This window comes from Fictibacillus sp. b24 (assembly GCF_030348825.1).
Taxonomy (GTDB): domain Bacteria; phylum Bacillota; class Bacilli; order Bacillales; family Fictibacillaceae; genus Fictibacillus.
Map to the genome: position 1 here is coordinate 3,046,534 of NZ_JAUCES010000005.1, position 18,405 is coordinate 3,064,938.

The 18,405-nt window shown below is 42.4% G+C and carries 20 protein-coding genes; 2 read left to right on the forward strand and 18 right to left on the reverse strand.

Annotated elements, in window-relative coordinates; all coding sequences use genetic code 11:
• Positions 1-145: 145 nt before the first annotated feature.
• The 11 genes from QUF49_RS15895 to QUF49_RS15945 form a co-directional block, all read right to left on the reverse strand.
• A complete protein-coding gene (locus QUF49_RS15895; RefSeq protein ID WP_289496637.1) occupies positions 146-787 on the reverse strand; it encodes an SCO family protein in 642 nt (213 codons plus the stop codon).
• A gap of 24 nt (positions 788-811) precedes the next feature.
• Positions 812-2,185 carry a PepSY-associated TM helix domain-containing protein gene (locus QUF49_RS15900; protein WP_289496639.1) on the reverse strand — a complete coding sequence of 458 codons (1,374 nt, stop codon included), beginning with the start codon at positions 2,183-2,185 and terminating at the stop codon, positions 812-814.
• A 119-nt stretch (positions 2,186-2,304) separates the two neighbouring features.
• Positions 2,305-2,937, reverse strand: a complete 633-nt coding sequence (locus QUF49_RS15905) for a response regulator (RefSeq protein ID WP_289496640.1) — start codon at positions 2,935-2,937, stop codon at positions 2,305-2,307.
• Positions 2,934-3,749 (reverse strand): sensor histidine kinase, encoded by an 816-nt coding sequence (locus QUF49_RS15910; RefSeq protein WP_289496641.1) that lies wholly within the window; start codon positions 3,747-3,749, stop codon positions 2,934-2,936. The genes QUF49_RS15905 and QUF49_RS15910 overlap by 4 nt, the downstream gene beginning before the upstream one ends.
• Before the next feature lie 115 nt (positions 3,750-3,864).
• Positions 3,865-4,761: a manganese catalase family protein gene (locus tag QUF49_RS15915; protein WP_289496643.1), complete on the reverse strand. Its 897-nt coding sequence runs from the start codon at positions 4,759-4,761 to the stop codon at positions 3,865-3,867.
• Positions 4,762-5,070: 309 nt separating this feature from the next.
• Complete coding sequence (locus tag QUF49_RS15920) at positions 5,071-6,813, reverse strand: ABC transporter ATP-binding protein (RefSeq protein WP_289496644.1); 1,743 nt, start codon at positions 6,811-6,813, stop codon at positions 5,071-5,073.
• Positions 6,814-7,041: 228 nt separating this feature from the next.
• Positions 7,042-7,227, reverse strand: a complete 186-nt coding sequence (locus QUF49_RS15925; protein ID WP_289496645.1) for a 4-oxalocrotonate tautomerase — start codon at positions 7,225-7,227, stop codon at positions 7,042-7,044.
• A 12-nt stretch (positions 7,228-7,239) separates the two neighbouring features.
• On the reverse strand, positions 7,240-8,040 hold the full coding sequence (locus tag QUF49_RS15930) for a 2-keto-4-pentenoate hydratase (RefSeq protein WP_289496646.1): 801 nt from the start codon (positions 8,038-8,040) through the stop codon (positions 7,240-7,242).
• Between the two features lie 3 nt (positions 8,041-8,043).
• Positions 8,044-9,072: a 4-hydroxy-2-oxovalerate aldolase gene (gene dmpG / locus QUF49_RS15935; RefSeq protein ID WP_289496647.1), complete on the reverse strand. Its 1,029-nt coding sequence runs from the start codon at positions 9,070-9,072 to the stop codon at positions 8,044-8,046.
• Positions 9,059-9,967 (reverse strand): acetaldehyde dehydrogenase (acetylating), encoded by a 909-nt coding sequence (locus QUF49_RS15940; RefSeq protein WP_289497678.1) that lies wholly within the window; start codon positions 9,965-9,967, stop codon positions 9,059-9,061. The genes dmpG and QUF49_RS15940 overlap by 14 nt, the downstream gene beginning before the upstream one ends.
• 26 nt (positions 9,968-9,993) lie before the next feature.
• The gene (locus QUF49_RS15945) at positions 9,994-10,779 is read right to left on the reverse strand and encodes a 2-keto-4-pentenoate hydratase (RefSeq protein ID WP_289496648.1); all 786 of its coding nucleotides are present in this window, start codon (positions 10,777-10,779) and stop codon (positions 9,994-9,996) included.
• Positions 10,780-11,073: 294 nt separating this feature from the next.
• On the opposite strand from QUF49_RS15945, the gene QUF49_RS15950 reads away from it, so the two are divergent.
• Entirely contained in the window at positions 11,074-11,220 is a 147-nt protein-coding gene (locus QUF49_RS15950; protein ID WP_289496649.1) for a hypothetical protein, read from the forward strand.
• Here QUF49_RS15950 and QUF49_RS15955 read toward each other — a convergent pair.
• The 5 genes from QUF49_RS15955 to QUF49_RS15975 are packed head-to-tail and all read right to left on the reverse strand — an operon-like array spanning position 11,215 to position 16,206.
• A complete protein-coding gene (locus tag QUF49_RS15955) occupies positions 11,215-12,684 on the reverse strand; it encodes an aldehyde dehydrogenase (protein ID WP_289496650.1) in 1,470 nt (489 codons plus the stop codon). The two genes, QUF49_RS15950 and QUF49_RS15955, sit on opposite strands and share 6 nt — an antisense overlap.
• Positions 12,685-12,687: 3 nt before the next feature.
• A complete protein-coding gene (locus QUF49_RS15960) occupies positions 12,688-13,158 on the reverse strand; it encodes a RidA family protein (RefSeq protein WP_289496651.1) in 471 nt (156 codons plus the stop codon).
• Positions 13,130-14,176 carry an amidohydrolase family protein gene (locus tag QUF49_RS15965; RefSeq protein ID WP_289496652.1) on the reverse strand — a complete coding sequence of 349 codons (1,047 nt, stop codon included), beginning with the start codon at positions 14,174-14,176 and terminating at the stop codon, positions 13,130-13,132. The genes QUF49_RS15960 and QUF49_RS15965 overlap by 29 nt, the downstream gene beginning before the upstream one ends.
• Positions 14,164-14,703: a 3-hydroxyanthranilate 3,4-dioxygenase gene (nbaC, locus tag QUF49_RS15970; RefSeq protein WP_289496653.1), complete on the reverse strand. Its 540-nt coding sequence runs from the start codon at positions 14,701-14,703 to the stop codon at positions 14,164-14,166. The genes QUF49_RS15965 and nbaC overlap by 13 nt, the downstream gene beginning before the upstream one ends.
• A gap of 15 nt (positions 14,704-14,718) precedes the next feature.
• Entirely contained in the window at positions 14,719-16,206 is a 1,488-nt protein-coding gene (locus tag QUF49_RS15975; protein WP_289497679.1) for a 4-hydroxyphenylacetate 3-hydroxylase family protein, read from the reverse strand.
• 274 nt (positions 16,207-16,480) lie between these two features.
• Here QUF49_RS15975 and QUF49_RS15980 point away from each other — a divergent pair, with 274 nt between their 5' ends.
• Positions 16,481-16,687, forward strand: coding sequence for a hypothetical protein (locus QUF49_RS15980; RefSeq protein WP_289496655.1), 207 nt, complete (start codon positions 16,481-16,483; stop codon positions 16,685-16,687).
• Here QUF49_RS15980 and QUF49_RS15985 read toward each other — a convergent pair.
• Positions 16,635-17,918, reverse strand: a complete 1,284-nt coding sequence (locus QUF49_RS15985) for a TRAP transporter large permease (protein ID WP_289496656.1) — start codon at positions 17,916-17,918, stop codon at positions 16,635-16,637. The two genes, QUF49_RS15980 and QUF49_RS15985, sit on opposite strands and share 53 nt — an antisense overlap.
• Positions 17,915-18,367 (reverse strand): TRAP transporter small permease, encoded by a 453-nt coding sequence (locus QUF49_RS15990; RefSeq protein WP_289496657.1) that lies wholly within the window; start codon positions 18,365-18,367, stop codon positions 17,915-17,917. The genes QUF49_RS15985 and QUF49_RS15990 overlap by 4 nt, the downstream gene beginning before the upstream one ends.
• Positions 18,368-18,405: the final 38 nt, after the last annotated feature.

The window sequence follows — 18,405 nt, forward strand, 5'->3', positions numbered from 1 at the left end:
ATCTAGACTTCATAACCCTTACTATTGTGTGAACAATTGAAAAGAAAATAGTTGGGGTCAGACCCCCAACTATTTTTCTTTTCTTTCATTTTCGCCCATCTCTCTAGAGGATTTACTCACTTTCAACTGCACCTAACCTATCATTTTATTTTCCAGACTCTTTTTTCATGTCCTTAATGATTTCTTCATATGGGGTATTCTCCACACCATCATATCTAGAAACGACTGTTCCTTCTTTATCAACTAAGAAAAATGCTGACGCATGTATAAATTGATCGGAATTAGGATCAGCCACTACAGGTGTTTTGAATGAATCTCTTGCTAGCTGTTCAATTTGTTTCTCTTCATAGCCACCAAGGAAGTGCCAGTTGGAGAAGTTTGCATCATAGTTTTCACCAAATTTGGTCAATGCCTCAGCAGTATCTCTTTTGGGATCAATTGAGAAAGAAACAAATTCTACGTCCACATTCTCTTCTTTTGCCATTGCTTGAAGTTTAGCCATATGTGCAGTCATTGGCGGGCAAACTGTCGTACAGTTCGTAAAGATAAAATTTGCCATCCACACTTTTCCCTTTAAGTCTTCCAACCCAAATTGAGCATCGTTTTGGTCTTTAAAAGAAAACGACTGAACGTCCCAGTCTAATGACTGAGACGTCTCCTTGCTTTCGCTATTATGTTGTTCGTGGTTCTTATGATTCTCGTGCTCGTCCTTTGATCCCCCTGAACCGCATGCCGACAAGATTGCCATCGTCAGCACTAGTCCAAAAATCAACATCATTTTTTTCATTTTAAGGTCACCTCTAATAATATTTTAAGATAGCCAAGCCTGAAGCGGTTTTACTCGAGGTATAACAAAACGGTCTAGCAAGAATACGAAAATAAAAGATATACCTGCGAGTGGCATAACAATACCTGTTATAACCATGAGGATGATGATCCACGGTTTTAACTTCTTGTCCGATTTCTTTGGCACTCCCAATCTTCCAGAAGGTTTACGTTTCTTCCACATGATGAGTGAGAAGATGACAATCGCTACTAAACCAAGAGCAGCTATTGCTCCTAAAAGCTGATTAGCAAGTCCAAAATAATGACCTTCATGCAAGGCGATACCAATCGAAATGGCTTTAGCCATCCAACCGTAATCACTAAACCTTATATCCTCTACGATTTCTCCGTTATATTGGTTAAAATAAACAGTCGCTTCATTTTCCGGTTTATCTCGTGAAGAAGCAACAGTAAATACTCCATCTTCTCCTGCAGGCATTGAAATGGTATAAGGCTTTTGAATCTTGTTCTCTTGAGCTAAGTACATCACTTGATCGACAGAAAGTGAACCGTCATCTTTTTTTGAAGCAGGAGCAGGGTTGTTCTCTGTTGCCCACGGAATATCTTCAGCGATCTCATCTGTTGTCTTTTCTGCTGTTGGCGCCATGAATGCATAAGTTGGATAACCTGCATTGGCATTCGTCGCCAGTTTGTTAATCTGTTCTCCCATCACACCCGACCATGGCAGACCTGTAACGATAAGGATTAAAATCATCAGCGACAGCCAGAACGCTGTGACTGCGTGAAGATCTCTCCAGAACATGCGGCCATTCTTCTTCAGGCGAGGGAAAATCGTCCCCATGAATGTCTTTTTATTCCTTGGCCACCAAATATAAAGCCCGGTTACTAAAATAATAATCGTCCAACATGCGGCCAGTTCAACGAACCTATTAATGAATGTTCCTCCAACAATCCACTCGCTGTGAAGCTTAGCGACAACGTTTTTGAAATGATCTTCATCAAGAATAGTTCCTGTTATAGACGCTGTGTATGGGTCAACATAAACCTGTGTAACAACATCATTTTCTATAACTTTTACTAAAGTAGCTCGATTATCTTCTTTCGGAAGTCTGATCGAACCTATCTCTGCTTCAGGGTACTCCGCTTTTACAGTGTCAATCTGCTGTGAGAGCGGTAGTGATTGATCGCCTCTTTGAACGATTAACTTGTCTTTATAAATCATCGTCTCAATCTCTGCTTGATACAAATACAATGCACCACTAATGGCAAGTAAAATTAAAAAAGGTGCAAATATGATTCCGCCATAAAAATGCCATCTCCAAAATGTTTGGTAAAGACTGTGAGATTTTTTCAATGAATTCTCATCTTTATCTGATAGTTGGTAAGCAGTTGCTTGCATGATTAAATTCTCCTTATTCCATACTCGATATGGAAAAGTATAATCAACAAACATGAAATGGTAATCACTCTAAAGGGTGATTACCATTTCAAAATGTGTCTAATGTATGACACCAGTATTTAAACAATGCCGTTATTGTATGCATAACTCGCGAGTTGAACACGGTTTTCCAACTGCAGTTTTCCTAAAATATTCTTCATATGTGTTTTCACGGTGTTCTCTGAAATATTAAGTGAATTAGAAATTTCTTTATTGGAATGTCCTTTTGCTACTAACTGAAGAACTTCCAACTCTCTTGCTGATAATGATTCTTCAGCTTGTCCATCCTTTTTAAACTCTTTCCAGATGCGAAACGCCATTTCTTTTGACATCGGAATCTCATCTAAAGAATAAGCTTTTAGACCATTCAGCAGATCTTCCGTATTTAAGTTCTTGAGCAAGTATCCTTGTGCACCGCGTTTCAATGCTTCAAACCAATCGGTGATGTCATACGAAACGGTCATCATGACCACTTTAATGTTTGGAAACTGCTGTTTGATTGCTTTCGTAGCATCAAGCCCATTCATTTTAGGCATCGAAATATCCATTAGCACGAGATCTGGCAGAAGCTCCTTCGTTTTTTCTATCGCTTGAATACCATTAGCAGCTTCTCCAACAATCACAAACTCTTTTTGATTCTCTAAAAGTTCTTTTACCCCTTCCCGGGCAAGTAGATGGTCATCTACGAGTAAGATTCTTACGGATTGCGTCATGCTGCAGCCTCTCCTTTAATACGTACCGCTGTTTTTTCTTGGTCACTTAGAATCTCTAAATCCCATCCCATTGATACTGCTCTGTCTTTAACGATCTTTAGACCAAATCCTTCTGATTGAGTGGACGCTGTAAAGCCTTTACCTTTATCCACAACCTCACAAAACCATCCGTTTTCACTTTCCCTAGCGCTCACCCATACTTCATCTGTATCAGCATGTTTAATCACATTAATAATCGCTTCTTTTACACAAGCAAACAGTTCGATTTTTTCTTTAGTAGATAGACTATGGTCGGCCATTTTCCAGTCACGGTAAATTCTAAGAGAATGGGTGTTTTCGATATCATCAAAAAACTGGTGAAGTGAGCTTATCCATGTTACATCTGAAGTAACTGATCCAGTTCTTAAGTTTTGTATCGCACTTCGTGTATCATCATGGATATGCTGCAGTGTTTTCTTTAATTTTTGATAGTTTGGGGAGTTACGGTCGACTTCTAGCTTGTTGACTTGTACAGATAAAAAAAACAACGACTGTGCAATACCATCATGAAGTTCTTTAGCGATTTTCTCTCTTTCTTCCAATACCGCTTTTTCTGATCTTTCTCTTTGTAATTCTTGCTGCATGCCCTCAAGCTTGCCAAACAAAATGTTTAGAAAATATAAGGTTACTAAAAATACAATGATCGCTGAAACCCAGTTTCCAGAACTCATAGAGATATATTCTTCTAAAATGGAATGACGCAAATATTCCCACATACCAACTGAAAATGTAGGAAGTAAGAGTATGAGCCACTTAATTTGCTTGTAGGTCATCGTTTTCATCCCCTCACGCTTTTTTTCTATCATATCTTATAGAACAAATATAGGATTTACGAAATCTAACAAATTAGTTAACTTCACAAAAAAAAGACCGCACATCGCCGGTCTCTCAGCTTATTCCCGCATTCTTTTTCAGTCTTTCAGCAATTTGCATAAAATCCTCGTGAGAGATGCCTGGTGCGAACTCTTCTGAGATGGAGCGCAATTCTGGCATTGGAGCACCTTCTGGGGCACCAATTACCGTTTCAAGCGGACCGCCTAATGGATGCTCGCCTGCCCAGATCAAAGCAATATCCCGATAATCTGTATCACTGAACGTATACAGCTTTCTGTGAACACCTTCTGCCTCAAACTTTCGTGTTGTTTCAAACGCTGAGTTCTCTAGGTCAGGAACTGGGAGCATCTTTTTAATATCTACACCTGTTACCATTTCAATAGCCTTCGCATAAGCGAGAACGTGAACGCCCCCACGAACGAGAAGATATCCGATCATCTCTCGTGCCACTGGATTACTAGTCATTTCATAAACTCTCATCTTATGAGTACGTGCCCCGCACTCTAAGAAGAAGTTGTGCAAAAGATCCAGCAATAGGTTGCCGCTGCTGAATACATAATCACCATTCCACGCTTTTCCCATGGAATCGAAGGGAAATGATGTTTGAGCCGTAGCAATAAAATGCTGTGTGTTTCTTTTGTCAGTCGCAGCTGCCATCGGTGCTGAGTTCACATCACCAGGCCTTGTTGTTCCATAGATCATCATGTTGATCGTATGGGAAACGAGTTCAACATGGCCAAATTCTTCTGCCGTTATACTTGAAACCAAATCAAAAAACGGCTTCAACTTTCCTCTTTTTCTAAAGTTAAATGACTGATACATATAGTTATTGAGTGTAGACATCTCACCAAACCGTCCGCCTAACAATTCCTGAACAGCCGCCGCTGCATTCGCATCAGGGTTCGTCGGCGTCGGAAGTTCAATAGCAAGCCTGTTAAAGCGTTTAATCATCAAGCTACCTCCTCACGATGCATGTCGTTTAAGGGTATGTGATTTGATGATTGTACTATTCCGACTTTTATAGAGGCGAGGCATTTATCTAATGATAAGTTCTCCGTTTCGCTCATAAAGTTCTAGAATCGCTCATAAAACCACGGAAACCGCGCGTACCTCCTGGAAACCTTTTGTGTAAAATAAGAAAATGTGTTCGAACGCGTAATCGTTTAAAAACATCGTAAACGTTTCATTCTATCCGGTGATGAGATGCATTCAGGTGAAACAGCCGCTTCTTAATTTAAGAAGCGACTATTGAAAGATCATTTAATATTGTACTTCAAACTGCTTATTGTAAAGCTGCGCATATGCTCCATTACGGCTAAGCAATGCATCGTGCGTGCCTTCCTCCACAATACCTTTATTCGTTAAAACTATAATCCGTTCAGCGTTGCGGATTGTTGAGAGGCGATGAGCGATCACAATCGTTGTCCGCCCTTTTGCTAAAGACTCAAGTGATTCCTTAATAACACGTTCAGACTCATTATCCAATGCACTCGTTGCTTCATCCAAAATCAGCACAGACGGATTTTTCAAAAATACGCGTGCGATACTAAGCCTCTGTTTTTGACCTCCAGATAGTTTAACTCCTCGTTGGCCGATGTCAGAGTGGTACCCGTTTGGTAAGCTCATAATAAATTCATGAGCGTTTGCCTGCATTGCGGCTGTAATCACTTCTTCATCAGTCGCTTCGTTATTTCCGTAGCGGATATTCTCCATCACCGTTCCCGCGAACAAGTAAACGTCCTGCTGAACGATGCCAATCTGTTTTCTTAATGCGTTCAAATCAAAATCCTGTATGTTAACCCCGTCAAGCTGTACTTCTCCATCAGTCACATCATAAAAGCGAGGGATAAGGGAGCATAGTGTTGTCTTCCCCGCACCTGATGGACCCACTAACGCAACGTACTCTCCAGGCTGTATATGAAGAGACAAGTTTGTAAACACAGGATTCAAATGCGGTTCGTACCGAAAGCTCACTTCCTTAAAAGCAATTTCTCCTTTCACCATGGAAAGCTTTATCGCATCTGGTTTACTTTCAATATCTGGTTTCAGGTTCATGATCTCCATAAATCGCTGAAAGCCTGTAATGCCTTCTTGAAACTGTGTGCTCATATGAGTCAAACGTTGTATGGGCTCCATCATATAGCCGACATATAACAAAAACGTAATCAGGTCGGCTAAATCCAGCGTTTGATTAACGATACTTGCGCTTCCGAACACAACAACGGTAATCGTGATGAGTTGAATTAAGATTTGTATGCTGTTGTAAAAGGTTGCTTCTACCTTATACGTGTTTCTTCGGCTATCTAAGAAACGGAGATTTTCTTTATTAAATTTATCAATCTCCACTTGTTCGTTTGCGAATGACTTAACGACCCGAATACCTGAAAGTGTATCTTCAAGCTGTGCATTGATATCTGCTATACGCTCCTTATTTCGCCGCAAAGCCTGGTTCTCTTTCTTATTAAAATAGAGCGAGAGAAAACCGATGACCGGTAGAAACAAAAACACGGCAAGCGTTAAAGGAACATTGATAAAAAACAAGATCACAAAGGCCCCTACAAACCTCACGAAATATTTGACGTAATCTTCAGGACCGTGGTGATAAAGTTCAGCAAGTAAAAATAAGTCGTTCGTTACCCGAGACATGAGTTGGCCCGTCTTTTCTTTATCGTAGAAGCTAAAAGAGAGTTTCTGCAGATGCTGAAACAACTCGCTGCGAATATCACTTTCCATTCGAGCCCCTACTTCATGGCCTTTATAATCGACAAAGTACGTTCCAAGATTCTGTATGACAACTAATAGGAACATGATTGCGCCAATCCAGTACACCTTATGAAGGGCAACAGACAAGTCCCCTTCCAAAACTTCTTTGGTTATATACCGAACAAGCAGCGGAAGGACAAGTGTAATACCAGAAACAAAAAACGCAGTAGTTAATACAGATAAAAACAACGGCAAATACGGTTTATAATACGAGAAAAAACGTTTGATTGGAAAATGCATGATTTACCCCTTTTTGTGTTTTTTTACGAGGCACACATAAGGGGGCACACCGTCTTCTATAAGTTAAGAACGTGTTCCACCCTTATATGTTTTTACGGTTTGAGTAGTCATGTTTCTCATGTTAAATTCCTCCTTATTTATTGATACTTTTATTGTAAGTTAGTTTTGAATATTCTGATATAACGATTTTGTAAGTCAATAAAAAAGACCCCTTGTCTCCAAAAGGTCTCATGATTTCTGCTTCGGTGTTCCACCAACACCCCAGTGTTTATTGGGAACTTCTTGAATCAAAACGCGGACTTGTTCCATCTTTACATCCAAACTTTCTGCTGCAGCCACAGTTAACTTTTCCATCAGCTGGCTCAACTGTTCATCACTACGCCCTTCGATCACATGTACATGGATAATAGGCATCTAGCTCTCCACCTATTTCACATATCGGGATGACAAAGTGACAGAGCCTAGTCCGTCAAACTGAGCAACAATCGTGTCATCCATATCAAAAGCGACGGCTTCGGACAACGCACCGCTTAACACAATATCTCCCTTTTCCAACCCTTCACCGCGCTGAGCAAGTTTTTGAACCGCCCAGGCAACTGCTTCTGCGGGATGTCCAAGAACAGCTGATCCTGCACCTGTTGTGACCATCTCTCCGTTTTTGCTCATTACCATTCCGATGCTCGCCAAATCGAGTTCCTCAGGTCTTACCATCTTGCTTCCTAAAATCAGTTTCGCTGATGAACAGTTGTCTGCCACAACATCCGGAAGTGTAAAGCGAAAATCTTTGTAACGGCTGTCGATCACTTCAATAGCTGCTACAACGTACTTTGCAGCTTTCATAACATCGGACGCTGTTACGTGTTCACCACTTAAATCGTCACCCATAATAAAAGCAATCTCTGGTTCTGCTTTCGGATGAATAAGACGGTGCTGCTGAAGCGGCTCCCATTCCAATGCAAGCATGTCACTCAGTAAATAGCCGTAGATCGCCTCATGAACGCCCATCATCTCTTGCTTCGCTTTACTCGTTAACCCTAATTTTATTCCTAAACGCTTTGTTTTCGTTTTCTCCATTCGTCTTTCAATCAGCTGTTTTTGGAGGTCATACGCCTCTTCAATCGATAGGTCAGGATATTGATCGGTTATTTTAACAACTTCTTGCACATCACTTTCAGCACGTAAAAGATAATCAACCACTTCCACTTTTGACTGGTTCGTAACCGTCATGCTCTACACCTCCAGTTTTTGTTGCTTTGCGAGTTCAGCCGCAACTTCCAAAATAAGATCTTCCTGCCCACCTACCGCTTTTCGTTTTCCTAATTCGATTAAAATATCTCTCGGATCCAAGCCAAACCGTTTACCTGCTCGTTCAGCATGCAGCAGGAAGCTTGAATAAACACCTGCATACCCCATCGCTAAACTGCCTTTTCGAATTTCCTGCGATCCAGGAAGCATCGGTCCGATTACGTCTTCTGCCAAATCCATCATTTTATAAAGGTCTATTCCAGTATCTACTCCCATGCGGTCAAGAACGGCAAGCAATACCTCCGTTTGCGTATTCCCTGCTCCTGCACCTAAACAGCGTACACTTCCATCGATGCGTGTCGCTCCTTCTTCAATCGCAACAAGTGTATTGGCAACAGCTACCGATAAATTGTTATGTGCGTGAAATCCGACTTCAATATCAAGTGATCTCCGCAAAGCCGCAATGCGTTCTTTTACTTCGTAGGGCAATAATGCTCCAGCCGAATCCGTTACATACACGCCTTGTGCTCCATAAGATTCCATCAACTTCGCTTGTTCTACTAGCTTTTCAACAGGTGCAGAATGAGCCATCATCAAGAATCCCATCACTTCCATTCCAAGTTCCCGGGCCATATGAATATGCTGAGCTGATACATCAGCTTCAGTCACATGTGTTGCCACACGGACAAGACTCGCTCCTAATCTTCGCGCTTGCTTAAGCTCATGAACCGTTCCGATACCAGGCAGCAAAAGAACGGCAATTTTCGCCTGCTTACACACACCAGCTGCGGTTTCAATCAGCTTCATCTCATCCACAAGCGATCTTCCATACTGAAGTGTAGAGCCACCCAAACCATCACCGTGACTGACTTCAATATAATGCATACCTGCTTCATCAAGTGCTTTTGCTGCATCATACACTTGCTTTTCTGTGAACTGATGAGCCATCACATGACTGCCGTCACGAAGACAAACTTCGGTAAACTTTAGCGGCAACGTGCTATTTCGTTTCATATGCTGTCACCGCCTTGTCCATTTTTTCCTGTCCTAAAAGATGCTTGGCAACCATTTCTCCAGCTTGTTTCGCGGCTGCTGTCATAATATCAAGATTACCGGCATATTTCGGAAAATAATCGCCTGCTCCCTCTACTTCGACAAAAACAGTGATACAGTTCCCATCAAATAGTGGTTCTTGTTTTAATCGGTATCCAGGGACATAACTTTTTACCTTTTTCTCCATATCTGAAATAGCCGCTCTAATTTTCTCTTCATCAACCTGTTTCACTTCACAATAAACCGTTGCTCTCATTAGAATCGGAGGATCAGCCGGATTTAAGATAATAATGGCTTTTCCAATATCCGCTCCTCCAACTTCCTCGATTCCACGCCGTGTTGTAATCGTAAATTCATCAATGTTCGCACGTGTACCAGGACCTGCACTTAAGGATGAGATCGTTGCTACAATTTCACCATAGGAAACGTCAGCAGCTTCATTTATTGCGTGAATCACCGGAATCGTAGCTTGTCCGCCACACGTAATCATATTGATGTTCTGAGATTGCATATGTTCACCTGAATTAACTGGCGGACATACGAAAGGTCCAACTGCAGCAGGGGTCAGATCGATCACTGTTTTTCCCATATCCTTTAAAATTTCAGCATGCCGCAAGTGAGCTTTAGCTGACGTTGCATCGAAAACGATGTCAGCTAACTCTGGACGTTCAATAAAGTCATCGATACCATTTGTAAATACTCTGTACCCTGCAGAATTTGCTCGTCTTAAACCGTCAGATTCAGAATCAATTCCAATCATTGCTGTTAGTTCTAAACATTCACTTTTTTGAAGCTTGTACATCAGATCCGTACCAATATTCCCCGAGCCGATTATTGCGGCTTTTATCTTTTTCAATGTATTAGGTCCTTTCTGCACAGTTTTTAATCCCGAAATAAGATGGTTACTGAACCTAGTTTTCCAAAAGAGGCCGTCACTTCATCTCCTGAATCTACGTCGATCGCAGCAGAGAGTGCACCTGGCAGAATCAACTCTCCCGCTTTTAATGAAATGTTGTAGTCTGCTAGTTTATTAGCAAGCCATGCGATGGCATGTGCTGGATGCCCAAGAGCTGCAGCTCCGGCACCTGTTGCAGTCACTTCACCATTCTTTAAAAGCGTCATGCTCAGTGTACGCAGATCAATCTGATCCATCTCGTAAAAAGGTTTCCCCACAACTGCTCTAGACGATGAACCGTTGTCAGCGACCGTATCCACAAGCTGAATCTTCCAATCTTCTATCCTGCTATCAATGATTTCAATTGCAGGTACAATCGCTTCTGTTGCCATCAGCACATCCACGTATGTCACATTCGGACCTCTTAAGTCTTCTTTTAAAATAAAGCCAATCTCCGCTTCTGCTTTTGGTTTAATAAAATCTCTTCTGTTTAGTACACTGCCAGAGTCAACCTTCATATAATCAAGCAGATGACCGTAATCAGGCTCATCAACACCAAGCATATTTTGCATCGCCTTACTCGTGAGCCCTACCTTTTTTCCAACCACTACACGACCTTCTTCAATCTTTCTCTCAACCCACTCAAGCTGAATTTCATATGAATCCTTTACGGACAGTTCTGGGAAACGCTTGGATAATGGCTCTACCGGAGTCAGTTTTTCTTCTGCTTCTAAAAGTTCTTCTGTTAATCTTGAAATCACTTGTTTCTGCATCTTTACTTCCTCCCTTCTTTTTCAAAGAGCAAAACGCGACTGGAGTCCAATCACGTTTCACTAAAGTGCTGTATACATAAACAGGTGGCACAATTGTAACTTTCAAAGTGTTTTTAAAAGCTTGGTTGAAGGTAATTTAGTGCGTGCTAACCACCTGAACCCCTTTTTTTACAAGGCATGCCACGAGAGCTGTTATCTGACAACATATCTTGTAGACGCAGGAGCATCATTGTCTATCCTAAAGAATTGTTGATTTTGTTCTTTCATCATCTGCAAGTTGATTGGAGCGCAAGGTTGCGAGACTCCTGCGGGACAGGCGGGCGGGTGAGACACTTAAGAGTGAAACGTTCGAATGTGGCTCACCGCCTGCCCCGCGGAAAGCGAGCAACCTGGAGCGGAAATCAACTACTTTCAAAAGCGGAGAACAATCCCCCTCTATAACTTCATCGTTATCGTCTTAGCCTCTGAATAAAACTCAAAGCTGTGTCTTCCGCCTTCACGCCCGATCCCGCTTGCCTTTGAACCACCAAACGGCGTACGCAGATCTCGTATGTACCAGCAGTTGATCCAAAGCAGGCCAGAATCCACAGCAGCCGAAACACGTTGAGCGCGGCGTAAATCGTTCGTCCACACAACTCCCGCCAACCCGTACTGTGAATCATTTGCAATAGTAATTGCCTCTTCTTCTGTTTTAAACGGTACGACCACAAGCACCGGCCCGAAGATCTCCTCTTGTGCCACACGCCATTTGTTGTTCACGTCATATAAAACAGTAGGTTCATAGAAGTTTCCGTTTCCGAGACCTTCAACCCGTTTACCCCCGCAAGCAAGCTTGGCTCCTTCTTTAATCCCGATGTCCACATACGTTTCTACGGTCTCCAAGTGACTTTTTGACACGAGTGCACCCAAGTCCGTATCTTCCTGAGTTGGATCACCTACTTTAATCTTTTTCACAGCTTCTACAAACTTGTCCATAAACTGATCATAGATGCTTTCTTGCAGAAGCAGACGTGATCCGGCAAGGCAAATTTCCCCTTGATTTCGATAGATCGCATCAATAGAACCTTTTACCGCTTCGTCAAGATCGGCGTCTTCAAAAACGATGTTTGCCGACTTTCCTCCTAATTCCAGAGAAACTGGAATCAAATTTTCAGCAGCGTTCTTCATAATCGTTTTCCCAGTGTTCGATTCACCCACAAACGAGATGCGGCGGACGTTAGGATCTGTCGTCATTGCTGCTCCCATCGTGCTTCCTGGTCCAGTGATAATGTTCAGTACACCTGGCGGAAGGCCTGCTTTATTAGCGATATCCCCAAACATGACAGCAGAAAGCGGTGTGTAAGATGCGGGCTTAACGACAACCGTGTTTCCTGCCGCTAGTGCTGCGGAAGCTTTCCATGTCATCTGCATGAACGGCAGATTCCAAGGGATGATTAGACTTGTAACCCCAGCTGGACTGTATTTGGCATACGACATGATATTGTGTTTATCATAATGCTCACTCACCATGTACTTGGACATCTCAGCAAAAAAACGGAAATTGGAGGCCGCTCGCGGAATATCAAACCCACGGCTCTCTTTAATGGGTTTTCCTACGTCGAGTGTCTCTACCATCGCAAGTTCATCCACGTTTTCCATAATAAGATCTGACATTTTACATAAAATATCGGATCGTTCTTCTACAGGCATTTTGCTCCAGACGCCGCTATCATAAGCATTTTTGGCAGATTGGATCGCTCGTTTCGCATCTTGTTCACTGCCGTTTGCAACAAGCGCTAACCTCTCGTTTGTTGCTGGATTGATGGATTCAAAGGTTTCACCCGAAAGTGCATCGACATATTCTCCGTCAATGAACAATTTTGCGTTATTCACTTTTACTTGCTGCGCGAGGGTTTCTGCTTTCATGTGTTAGTCCCCCTTCTCTTCTTCCACTTCAACGACCATTTCAATTTCGATCGCCGTTCCACCTGGAAGCTGTGCCATCCCTACAGCTGATCTAGCATGCTTTCCTTTCTCGCCAAAAACATCAACCAAAAGATCAGACGCACCGTTGATCACTTTTGGCTGATCTGTAAAATCCTCCGTGCAATTCACGAATCCAAGAAGTTTTACAATGCGTTTTACTTTATTTAAATTTCCAAGCTCGTTTTGAACGACTGCCAACAAATTCAGCATGGATTGGCGAGAAGCGGCATACCCGTCCTCTACGGATAAGTCTGCTCCTAACTTTCCATGATATTGATCGACACCTTGTCCGGCTGTAAAAAGAAGATTACCCACTCTTACACAGCCAACATAGTTCCCTACAGCTTTGCGCACTTCTGGCAGCACGATTCCTAACGCTTCAAGTTTATCCTCCGGTGTTTGAATGACTTGCAACGGCTGCACCCCGCTTTCTTTTACCAAGACTTAAAAATTCAGCAGCGTTTCCGCCAAACATCGCTTTACGCTGTTCATCCGTCAGCTCAAGCGTTTCATCCAGGACTTTTCCGGGATTCACTTCGCGAAGTAAAAACGGATAATCTGAACCCATGAAGATTTTATCTGAACCGAATCGCTCCATCATATAGCGGATGTTCATCGGATCGTAATTTAACGAATCAAAATAAAACTGCTTTGCATAATGACTTGGGGGATGTGTTGTCAGGCGAAGATGCGGCCACACCTGCCATCCTTGATCAAGGCGCGGAATTAAGTAAGGAAACGAACCACCGCCATGAGCAAAACAAATTTTCAGTTTAGGGAATTTTTCCATCATACCGCTCCAGATAAGTGAAGCTGCGGCTAATGCCGTTTCACTCGGCATCCCTATCGTGTACATAAAGTTATGGTTTGGCATACGCTCTTTCCCGAGCGTTTCCCACGGATGAATAAAAAGCGGCACTTCCCACTTTTCCGCCATCTCAAAAAACGGAAGAAAGTCAGGATGATCGAGATTCTGTCCATTTATATTTGTTCCAATTTCAATCCCATGAAGTCCAAGCTCATTCATACAGCGGTCCATCTCACGGATCGCCGTTTCTGAATCCTGCATGGGAACCGTTCCTAGACCAGCAAAACGGTCAGGATATTCATTCACGGTTTCGGCTATAAAGTCGTTCTGGATTTTTGCCATCATTTCCGCTTGTTCAGGTGGAGCCCAGTACGAAAATGTAACAGGGATCGGGGATAGCACTTGAATGTCTACCCCTTCACGGTCCATGTCCTGTATTCGTTTTTTTGGATCCCATACTTGGTCAGTTACATCTCTAAAATTTTTCCCGCCTACCATAATGGCTGCACCGCAGGCACAAGTCCGGTTTAACACCGGCCACCTTTCTCCACCATATTTTTCGGCAAAGTCAGGAAACGACTCTGGAATGATATGTGTGTGAAAGTCGATTCTTAGCACTTCCATTCCTCCACGTTTTCAGGCATCTGATAACCGCAGTCTTTGCATAGACGAACTCGTTCATTCGAGTTAAAGCTGTGGATTGCTTCTTTAACTTGTTTTTCAATATCACTCAATTGCACGGTCACGCGATGCATCTCAGAATCACAGCGGTCACAGAACCAAACGAAGTCTTCAAGCTCACCTTGTGCACGTTTTCGTTCGATCACGAGACCATACGAATTCGCCACACGATGCGGGGAGTGCGGAACCATTGCTGGAAGCATGAACACGTCTCCTTCTTTTACTTCAACCACTTCACGCTTGCCGTGTTTATTAATGACCTCTACATAACAGCTGCCTTTGATCTGATAAAAAAACTCATCAGAAGGATCCACATGAAAATCACGTCTTTTGTTTGGACCGCCTAATATCATTGCGATAAATTCGGAATCTTGCCAAATTACTTTGTTGTTGACCGGGGGCTTGAGCAAGTCTTTGTTTTCATCAATCCATTTTAATAGGTTAAAAGATTTCAAAGTCGTTGTACTCATTACAATTACCTCCCTTTATTTAGCCAGCTTAGGCTGGTCCTTCACAAATTCATTTGTTACGGATAGTGCTTCATCAACCATAGAGAATTTCGCTTTTCTTTTATAACCGTTATAAAAGATGGCTCGCTTACGGATTGGATCTCCCGTATAATAGCGCTCATATTGTACAAGACGCTGCCCGAAAGCTTCACCGCAAAGATCCCACGCAAGCTTGAACAGCTTCACACGTTCAAGTGAGTCAACACCGTCACGGCCTAAATAGTACTTATCAATCTCACTTCGAATTTCCGGAGCGTTAAAGTCATTTCCTGTCGGTGACATGAGCAATCCGCCAGCACCGATAATTTGGATGACCTCGATCGCTCTAGGATACATCTTAGGAAGCATGCCTCGAATGGTCTCAAGCGCTGCCGCGTTCGGCATCACTTCACCAGATGCTGTTGTTTCATACTCATATTCAGCTACTCGCAATAATGATCGGATTACTTCCACGTTCTGTACGAGTTCACCCAAGTCGTTCTGTACATTCAGATATCCATCAACACCAATAGAGTCTGCTAGTTTACAAGCCACTTCTGTTACAAAAGCAAGTTTTACATAACCTCTTACACCTGACTGATGAGCAGGCTGCTGTGCAATCCCTGTCTTCGGATACAAGAGGTTAGCTGCTTCAACGTTGTTATAGAGAAATACACGATCCCAAGGCACAAGTACATCGTTAAAGACGAGCAGTGCATCCATCTCTTCAAATCTTGAAGCGAGTGGATGATCAAACTGTGAACGCTTGCCGTCCTGCATCGGTTCACGGCAAATAAGCTTAAGTCCTGGCGTGTCCACAGGCACCGCAAACGCAAGCGCATAACGCTCATCACCAGGTGCGAATCCAGGGAACGAATAGATGATGACTTCATCTGTAATAGGTGCTAATGTTGCAAGCATCTTTGCTCCACGAACAATCAAACCTTCTGGTGTCTCCTCAACCGCTCCAAGATGAGTGAACATATCTTTTTGACCATGTGAGTTTTTGCTTCGGTCGTTCTGCGGGTTAATGATCGCATGTGTTAAAAACAGATCATTGTCTCTTATGTAGTTAAAGTAGTTTTTTATATTTACAGACCACTCAGGATTGTACTGATCAAGGAACCAGCCATTGTGCGCCATGCCTGTTACAACAACGTTCAGAAAATCAGGAGTACGGCCCATTAGTCCAAAAGTAGATTTTGCGTAGATCTCAAACAGCTGGCTGCGCGCCATCAATTCATCATAGGTTGTCGGATGGAGAAAAGCATTGTTTACACGCTCACCCGTCTCTTTGCAAATATGTGTAATGGAATCTTGATATTGTGGATCGTGCTGCATGTCGTACAATTTAGCGATCTCTTGGATTGGCTGATTAAAAACAGGTTCGTTTACAACATCTGTTACTCTCCTGCCCTCTAACCAAATTTCTGGCGAACGAGATTTTAAGGCTTGTATATATTGAGCACCAGTTCTTATTCCCATACCATATGCCTCCTCTATGAATCTTGTTTTAATTTGTTTCAACTATATAAGAAAGCGCTTACAAGTCTCAATGCTGTAATTTCACATTATGAAATTATCTGAAAATTTTATCTTCACTGTTGTTTTTTGTTGATTTCCTCTACAGGCTGCTAATAAATAGAGCCCTCATGCAACATGCAAGAGTGGCTCTTTTTCTTTGGCTGTTTTCTAAAGGATTGTTGCTTTTAAATCTTTTTGTTTATTCGCTTCTTTGACAAGTTGATTGGAGTGCAAGTTGCGAGACTCCTGCGGGACAGGCGGGCAGGTGAGACACTTATACGTGAAACGTACGAATGTGGCTCACCGCCTGCCCCGCGGAAAGCGAGCAACCTGGAACGGAAATCAACTACTATCAAAAGCAACAATGAATACGAAAACAGTCTTTTCTTTTAAAGACCGATCATTCTTGGAATCCAGAGAACCGCATCTTCTAAATATGTGATTAAGAACAAGATGGCAATTGCAATTGCCAAGAACGGCCCTGATGCTCTAACTAGCTTTTCGAAACGCACTTCAGCAATGGATGAAACGATAAACAGCCCTGTTCCAACAGGCGGTGTTAATAAACCAATCGTTAAGTTGATGCATATGATTACACCAAAGTGTATTGGATCGATCTCAAACGAGGTCACGAGCGGCATAAAAACAGGAACTAAGATGATTAAAGCTGCAATCCCATCCAGCAGCATTCCGACAATCAACAGCATGACATTAACCAAAAGAAGAAAAACGAACGGATTTTCAGAGATGGACAACATGCTGTCTGCAAAAACTTGCGGAAGCTGTTCAAAAGCAATCAGCCATCCAAAAATATTAGCCATTGCGATCAAGAATGTAACCGTTGCTGTACTTACTACAGTGTTAATGAGGATTTGAGGAATCGACGTCCATCTTAGTTCTCGATAAAAGAAAACGCCTACTAAGAATGCAATCACGCAAGCTACCGCCGCAGATTCAGTTGCCGTAAATGCACCAGACAGGATACCAAAGATAATAACAAATGGAACCAAAAGTGCCGGCAATACCTTCACTGTGCTGTTCCACATTTCTTTTCCTGTCGCTCTTTTACTTTTAGGAAAATTGTATTTGTAGCCCATGTAAGCAATAACACTTACAAACGCGACTCCGTAAATCAGTCCTGGAACAATGCCTGCCATAAACAGTCCGCCGATGGATGTTCCTGACAGCGTCCCGTAAATGATAAAGATCATACTTGGTGGAATAATGGGTGCAATAATAGATGAAGCAAGTGTTAACGATGATGAAAATTCCCTGGAGTAACCTTCCTTCTCCATCTCAGGAACCATAATTTTACTCATCATAGCAGCTTGTGCGTTTGCAGATCCTAAGATTGAGGCTAAGAACATGTTGGCAACTACAGTCACGTATGCTAATCCTCCACGCACATGACCTACGAACACTTTTGCAAACTTAACAAGACGAGTCGTGATTCCTCCGCCGTTCATCAGTTCTCCAGCAAGCATGAACAATGGAATAGCAAGCAAACCGAAATTATCAAGACCTGAATACAGTCTCATTGGTGTGGAATCTAATAGAGCGGTGTTCCCGTTCAGAAAAAAATAAACGACTGTAATCATTCCTAAAACAAGTGAAATCGGAATTCCCATCAACAAAAACAGAATAAAAATCCCGATAATAAGAGCAGTTGTCATAGATCTGCCCCCTTTGTTTTAATAACGCGAACCAATTGAGCCAGTACATGAACACATGCAAACGTTAAGCCGATTGGAACAGCACTGTAAGGAATCCACATTGGAAGCAGAATAGCTGTGGATTTTTGAAAAGCTACCCCGTCTGACAATATCCACGTGTACGTGTACGATAGAATCAAGACTAAAAAGATAATAATGAACACCTGACTGAATACCGCTATCCACATTTTCACTCTTGGCGGGCAATAATCAAGCAATAGTGTAACAGCAGCCTGGGATCTGTACTTCAATCCCAGACTACCACCGATAAAACTGATCCAAATCAATAGAAATACAGCAACTTCACCTGACCAAGATAATGGTGCGTTCAAAAAGTAGCGAAATGCCACTGAAACGGCGACAATAACTGCTAATGCGAACATGAGAATCGCAGCAAGAAATTTTTCCACCTGACAAATTCCGTTACTAAGGCTCTGAATTATGCCGC

What these genes read in the sequence shown, in the direction of transcription:
- QUF49_RS15895 (WP_289496637.1), bottom strand. Translation starts at nt 787, where the DNA reads ATGAAAAAAATGATGTTGATTTTTGGACTAGTGCTGACGATGGCAATC.
- QUF49_RS15900 (WP_289496639.1), bottom strand. Translation starts at nt 2,185, where the DNA reads ATGCAAGCAACTGCTTACCAACTATCAGATAAAGATGAGAATTCATTG.
- QUF49_RS15905 (WP_289496640.1), bottom strand. Translation starts at nt 2,937, where the DNA reads ATGACGCAATCCGTAAGAATCTTACTCGTAGATGACCATCTACTTGCC.
- QUF49_RS15910 (WP_289496641.1), bottom strand. Translation starts at nt 3,749, where the DNA reads ATGACCTACAAGCAAATTAAGTGGCTCATACTCTTACTTCCTACATTT.
- QUF49_RS15915 (WP_289496643.1), bottom strand. Translation starts at nt 4,761, where the DNA reads ATGATTAAACGCTTTAACAGGCTTGCTATTGAACTTCCGACGCCGACG.
- QUF49_RS15920 (WP_289496644.1), bottom strand. Translation starts at nt 6,813, where the DNA reads ATGCATTTTCCAATCAAACGTTTTTTCTCGTATTATAAACCGTATTTG.
- QUF49_RS15925 (WP_289496645.1), bottom strand. Translation starts at nt 7,227, where the DNA reads ATGCCTATTATCCATGTACATGTGATCGAAGGGCGTAGTGATGAACAG.
- QUF49_RS15930 (WP_289496646.1), bottom strand. Translation starts at nt 8,040, where the DNA reads ATGACGGTTACGAACCAGTCAAAAGTGGAAGTGGTTGATTATCTTTTA.
- dmpG (WP_289496647.1), bottom strand. Translation starts at nt 9,072, where the DNA reads ATGAAACGAAATAGCACGTTGCCGCTAAAGTTTACCGAAGTTTGTCTT.
- QUF49_RS15945 (WP_289496648.1), bottom strand. Translation starts at nt 10,779, where the DNA reads ATGCAGAAACAAGTGATTTCAAGATTAACAGAAGAACTTTTAGAAGCA.
- QUF49_RS15955 (WP_289496650.1), bottom strand. Translation starts at nt 12,684, where the DNA reads ATGAAAGCAGAAACCCTCGCGCAGCAAGTAAAAGTGAATAACGCAAAA.
- QUF49_RS15965 (WP_289496652.1), bottom strand. Translation starts at nt 14,176, where the DNA reads ATGGAAGTGCTAAGAATCGACTTTCACACACATATCATTCCAGAGTCG.
- nbaC (WP_289496653.1), bottom strand. Translation starts at nt 14,703, where the DNA reads ATGAGTACAACGACTTTGAAATCTTTTAACCTATTAAAATGGATTGAT.
- QUF49_RS15975 (WP_289497679.1), bottom strand. Translation starts at nt 16,206, where the DNA reads ATGGGAATAAGAACTGGTGCTCAATATATACAAGCCTTAAAATCTCGT.
- QUF49_RS15985 (WP_289496656.1), bottom strand. Translation starts at nt 17,918, where the DNA reads ATGACAACTGCTCTTATTATCGGGATTTTTATTCTGTTTTTGTTGATG.